This window comes from Alcanivorax sp. HI0083, from assembly GCF_001635175.1.
Map to the genome: position 1 here is coordinate 1 of NZ_LWFX01001197.1, position 5,065 is coordinate 5,065.

Annotated in this window: 6 protein-coding genes; 2 read left to right on the forward strand and 4 right to left on the reverse strand. The window is 57.5% G+C overall.

Annotation, left to right across the window (positions count from 1 at the left end; translation table 11 throughout):
* Positions 1–109: 109 nt before the first annotated feature.
* Positions 110–1,645: a threonine ammonia-lyase, biosynthetic gene (ilvA, locus tag A3754_RS17320; protein WP_082872522.1), complete on the reverse strand. Its 1,536-nt coding sequence runs from the start codon at positions 1,643–1,645 to the stop codon at positions 110–112.
* Between the two features lie 138 nt (positions 1,646–1,783).
* Between ilvA and rpiA the strand changes: the two genes are divergently transcribed.
* Positions 1,784–2,437, forward strand: coding sequence for a ribose-5-phosphate isomerase RpiA (rpiA, locus tag A3754_RS17325; protein ID WP_063518545.1), 654 nt, complete (start codon positions 1,784–1,786; stop codon positions 2,435–2,437).
* Between the two features lie 99 nt (positions 2,438–2,536).
* Here rpiA and A3754_RS17330 read toward each other — a convergent pair whose 3' ends face one another.
* Together A3754_RS17330 and A3754_RS17335 are read right to left on the reverse strand one after the other, a co-directional pair.
* Positions 2,537–3,064, reverse strand: coding sequence for a hypothetical protein (locus tag A3754_RS17330; protein ID WP_231880673.1), 528 nt, complete (start codon positions 3,062–3,064; stop codon positions 2,537–2,539).
* A 101-nt stretch (positions 3,065–3,165) separates the two neighbouring features.
* A complete protein-coding gene (locus A3754_RS17335; RefSeq protein WP_063520702.1) occupies positions 3,166–4,125 on the reverse strand; it encodes an alpha/beta hydrolase in 960 nt (319 codons plus the stop codon).
* Positions 4,126–4,195: 70 nt separating this feature from the next.
* On the opposite strand from A3754_RS17335, the gene A3754_RS17340 reads away from it, so the two are divergent.
* A complete protein-coding gene (locus A3754_RS17340; protein ID WP_063520703.1) occupies positions 4,196–4,840 on the forward strand; it encodes a flavin reductase family protein in 645 nt (214 codons plus the stop codon).
* Here the strand turns inward: A3754_RS17340 and A3754_RS17345 are convergent.
* Positions 4,841–5,065: hypothetical protein (locus A3754_RS17345; protein WP_231880674.1), on the reverse strand; the 225-nt coding region annotated here is incomplete at its 5' end.

A 5,065-nucleotide genomic window follows, 5' to 3' on the forward strand; every position in this document is an offset into this window, starting at 1 on the left:
TTAACAACCAACACAATGTAAAATCAATGAGTTAGCAAAAAATCGGACAAAAAAGACGGAAACGCAAACAAAACCGGCTACGCCGATTAACCGACAGGCTAAATAGCGATTAGTTCAAAAATAACCGGTAGGCGGGGTTGTCGCTCTCCTCAACCATGGGATAAGGCACCTTCTTGAGGTCGGCCAATAGCTTGCTCTGCTTGCCATCCTCCACCTGGAAGCCCACCAGCACACGGCCATAGGCCGCGCCGTGGTTACGGTAATGGAACAGGCTGATATTCCATTTTTCGCCCAGGGATTGCAGAAACTTCATCAGCGCTCCGGGGCGCTCCGGAAATTCCACCCTGAACAGCCGCTCCTTCAGGTCATGCCGGGAGGTGTGCCCGCCCACCAGATGACGAATATGCAGCTTGGCCATCTCATTACCGCTCATATCCACCACCGGATAACCGCGCTCCTGCAGCTCGCTCATTAGCGTCTGCAGCGCCTCTCCGCCCGGCCGCAACTGAATACCGACAAAGATATTGGCATCCCGGTCATCGCTGTAGCGGTAGTTGAATTCAGTAATACCGCGCCGCCCCAGGGCCTGGCAGAACGCCCGAAACGCACCAGGCGTTTCCGGTATGGTGACAGCCAGAATGGCCTCGCGCTGCTCGCCCAGCTCGGCACGCTCTGACACATGACGCAGCCGGTCAAAATTCACATTGGCGCCACTCTGAATTGCCACCAGCGTCTGGTCACGCACATCGTGCTTGGTTACCCAGTTCTTCAAACCCGCCAGGGCCAGCGCCCCCGCCGGTTCGCAGATGGCACGGGTATCCTCGAACGCGTCCTTGATGGCCGCACAGATTTCATCGGTGCTGGCGGTGATCACTTCATCCACGTGATCACGCAACACCTTGTAGGTTTCCTTGCCGATCTGCTTCACGGCAACACCGTCCGCAAACAGCCCCACTTCCGGCAGGGTGACCCGACGTTTTTTCTCCAGGGCGGCTTTCAGGCAGGCGGCATCTTCCGGCTCCACCGCGATCACCTTCACCTCCGGACGCACGTACTTCACATAAGCCGCTACCCCGGCCGCCAGCCCACCGCCGCCCACCGGGATAAAAATCGCATCCAGTTCGCGGCTTTGCTGACGCAGAATCTCCATGCCCACCGTGCCCTGGCCGGCAATCACATCCGGATCATCGTAAGGGTGAACAAAGGTCAGGTTGTCACGGGCCTGCAGCTTCAGCGCGTGGGCCAGGGCTTCGTCAAAGCTGTCGCCATGCAACACCGCCTTGCCACCGTGGCGACGCACGGAACTTACCTTGATATCCGGCGTGGTACGCGGCATCACGATGGTCGCTTTGACCCCCATGGCCGACGCCGCCAGCGCCAGTCCCTGGGCATGATTCCCTGCTGACGCACAGATGACCCCGCGGGCAAGCTGTTCCTCGTTCAACTGACACAACTTGTTGTAGGCGCCGCGCAGCTTGAAGGAAAACACCGGTTGCAGATCTTCCCGTTTGAGCAGCACCCGGTTGCCAATACGTTTGGAAATCAACGGCGCTGCATGAATGGGAGTTTCCACCGCCACGTCGTAGACGCGGGATTGCAGTATCCGTTTAACGTATTTGTCCAGCATGGAGGGTTCCGGGCTCATTCTGTGAAGGGAAAGGAATAGTCTAGGGGCTGGCCGGCACAAATGCGATAGCCCGGGGTCGAGTCAGGACCGCCGCTGGCCTATAATTGGCGCACACCTCAGGGTCGATACACACCCATATTACGACAGGACAGCCTCATGGATCAGGATGCGCTGAAAAAGCAGGTAGCCGAAGCCGCACTGCGTTTTGTCCCCGAAGGGGAAATCATCGGCGTGGGCACCGGCTCCACCGCCAACTTCTTTATCGACGGACTGGCCACCCTCAAGGATCGCATCAAAGGCGCTGTGGCCAGCTCCGATGCCACCGCCGAGCGACTCAAGCAGCATGGCATCCAGGTCTTTTCACTGAACGACGTGGGCAACCTGCCAGTGTATGTAGATGGCGCTGACGAAGTGAACAGCCACCGGGAAATGATCAAGGGCGGCGGCGGCGCACTTACCCGCGAGAAAATTGTCGCCGCAGCGGCACGGGAATTCATCTGCATCGTGGACGCCTCCAAACAGGTAAAACGGCTGGGGGCTTTTCCGCTACCAGTTGAAGTCATTCCCATGGCCCGCTCTTACGTGGCCCGCAAGCTGGTGGCTTTGGGTGGACAACCGGAATACCGTGAAGGCTTTGTCACGGACAACGGCAATATCATTCTGGACGTGCACAATCTGGATATCACCAACCCGATTGAACTGGAAACCGCGCTCAATAATATCGTTGGCGTCGTCACCAATGGCCTGTTCGCCAAGCGGCCTGCCGACGTGGTGCTGGTGGGTGAAAACGGTACGGTGAACCAATACTGACACCACGGGGGGACCGCAGAAATGCTGATATCTCCCAGCCCCGCGAGAAAACCAAAAAAGGCCGCAATGTGCGGCCTTTTTTGGTTTTCACCTGAAAGATTAATCCCAGAAGTTATACCAGGATTTTTCTTTCTTCTCAGCGTCCGCCTTGGCATCCGCTTTCGCATCCGCATTGACACCGGCGGCCCCCGCTTTCATTTCAGCGTTGGCACTGGCGCCAGCCCCTTGCGCATTATTCATGGCATCTTCATGACGTTGACGCGCGGCATCACGGCTTTCTTCCATTTTCTTCATGTTGGCTTCATGCTTGGCACGGGCATCATCGCCCATGGCGTTTGCGTCATCCTTCATGGCATCACGCTTTGCCTTGGCATCTTCTTTCATCGCGTCATGGCGGGCTTTGGCATCGCTTTCCATTGCATCACGCTGGGCCCGTGCATCTTTTTCCATCTGTTTGGCATCGGCCTTGGCCGCATCTCGCTGGTCACGAACAGTCTGTTCAGCAGCATCGGCATCTGCCTGGGCATTCACGGCAGCATTGACGCCTGCATTCAGGTCTGCCACGGCAGCCTGACTCAACAAGACCGCACCGGAAGCAGCGGCCAACATCCATTTACTGTTCATCATAGACTCCTTGTAAAAACACAAAACTCCCTGGTTGGGAACCGTGAATTCACACTGTTACAAAGCCGCAACCTGCTCAAGTAACAAAGCGTAAAAAATCGAATTTACGCCAGGTACTCGTCAATAATGGCAAAGATTTTACGTCTGAACGCTTCATTTTCATTGGCCAGCTGGTGGCGGGCTCCCGGAAGCATATGGATATCGGGGCTTTCAAATTTCTGCTTGATCATCTCCAGGTTATATTGCCAGTCCACCGTTTCATCCCTGTCTCCCTGAATCACCACCGGCGACACTTTTATCCGTGACGCTTTTTCAAAACCCGGCATCCATTTCTTCAGGGCACTCACCCAGATGGCGGAAATACGCCGTGCCTGCAAAGGGTCTTTGTTTTCCAGAAAGTCGAGGAAATCCGGATCGTTGGAGTTGATGGTAAAAACCCGTTTCAGGGTTTTGGCAAACGGGCTGACCATGGTGTGCAACCAACGAGCCGTTCCCCACTTGAACGGCCGCACCAGTGGCGCCAGCAGAATGACCTGCTCAAAAGGGTTCTCATCGCCCTCACCGCGGCTGACCAGATAATCCATCACGATGGCCCCACCGGTGCTCTGGGCAATCACATGCCAGGGCTTGGGGAAATAATTGGTTGCCAACGACAGGCACTGTTCCAGTACGTCGCGGTAGGTACGAAAATCGTCGATCACGGCTTGCGGGCCAGTGCTCAACCCGTGGCCCGGCAAATCATAGGCGAGCACCGCATAGCCCAGCTCCAGCACATGGCCGATCACATGCCGGTACAATCCCACATGGTCGAAGTAGCCGTGGCAAATCAGCACAGTGCCCCGCGGCTGAACGGGCGGCTTCGGCCGCCAGCCATGCACGGAAAGCATATGCCCCGCCGCCTCGAAATAACCGAAGCCATGCTCCAGGTCCGGCAGGCGATCGGCAAAATTGAGACCGTAGTACGCCACATAGCGCTGGCTGGATTCACTCAGCGGATCGAAGGCCTCCCAGTTCAAGGGCTGCCACTGCTGAATAATCTGATCGCGATCGAAAGGGTTTGCCATAGCCGGTAACGGGTCTCCACGGTTTACTCACGGCACCTACCGATAATACGGGCCAGGGAGGAATCACACCATGCATCTGACAGCCGATACACTCAAGGGTTTACCCCGCGGGGAGCGGGTCAATCTGGTCAATAGCCTGTCCGGCTTCAAAAGTGCCAACCTGGTGGGCACTCGCTCCGAGAACGGCCAGGAAAACCTGGCCATGGTCGGCTCCTGCTTTCATCTCGGGGCCGACCCGGCATTGATGGGGATGATATTGCGCCCGCACTCGGTGGACCGGCATAGCCTGGAATACTTGCAAGGCACAGGTGTTTATACGCTCAACCAGGTCCATGCCGAGATCCTCGAAGCCGCCCACCAGACCGCCGCCCGCTATCCCCGGAATACCTCCGAGTTCACCGCTACCGGGCTAAGCCCAGCCTACCTGCCCGACTTTGCCGCCCCCTTCGTGGCACAGGCGCGGATAAAACTGGGCATGGCGGTGAGGGAAGTGCAAACCCTGGCGGTGAATAACACCGTTCTGGTGATCGGTGCCATCGAACATATCCTGCTACCCGATGAGGTACTGGGGGATGATGGCTTTGTGGATATTGAACGGGCCGGGACGGTGGCGCTGTCGGGGCTGGATAGCTACCACCGCAGTCAGCGTATCGGCCGGCTCAGCTATGCCAAGCCGGACAAGCCCCTACACTGGCTGACAAACGACGAAGACTGATCAGGCGGCGGGCGCCGCCTGGGTCAACGCCAGCCAGCCCCACCAGCCGGTTAACACCAGGATCGGCAGAGACAACAACAATCCCCATAGCACCAGCCGATTGGCCCAGGGATTCAGCGTCGGATGGCGCAGCGCAAAACATGGGGACGCCGGCACAGGCAGCAACAAAATCGCAAACCCCCATAGCCAGCGCCGCTGACCGAACGCGGTGAGCATCAGGCTCAA

Bases quoted from the DNA above. Each gene is read 5' to 3' on its own strand.
- rpiA (WP_063518545.1), top strand. From the start codon at position 1,784: ATGGATCAGGATGCGCTGAAAAAGCAGGTAGCCGAAGCCGCACTGCGT.
- A3754_RS17335 (WP_063520702.1), bottom strand. From the start codon at position 4,125: ATGGCAAACCCTTTCGATCGCGATCAGATTATTCAGCAGTGGCAGCCC.
- A3754_RS17330 (WP_231880673.1), bottom strand. From the start codon at position 3,064: ATGATGAACAGTAAATGGATGTTGGCCGCTGCTTCCGGTGCGGTCTTG.
- A3754_RS17340 (WP_063520703.1), top strand. From the start codon at position 4,196: ATGCATCTGACAGCCGATACACTCAAGGGTTTACCCCGCGGGGAGCGG.
- ilvA (WP_082872522.1), bottom strand. From the start codon at position 1,645: ATGAGCCCGGAACCCTCCATGCTGGACAAATACGTTAAACGGATACTG.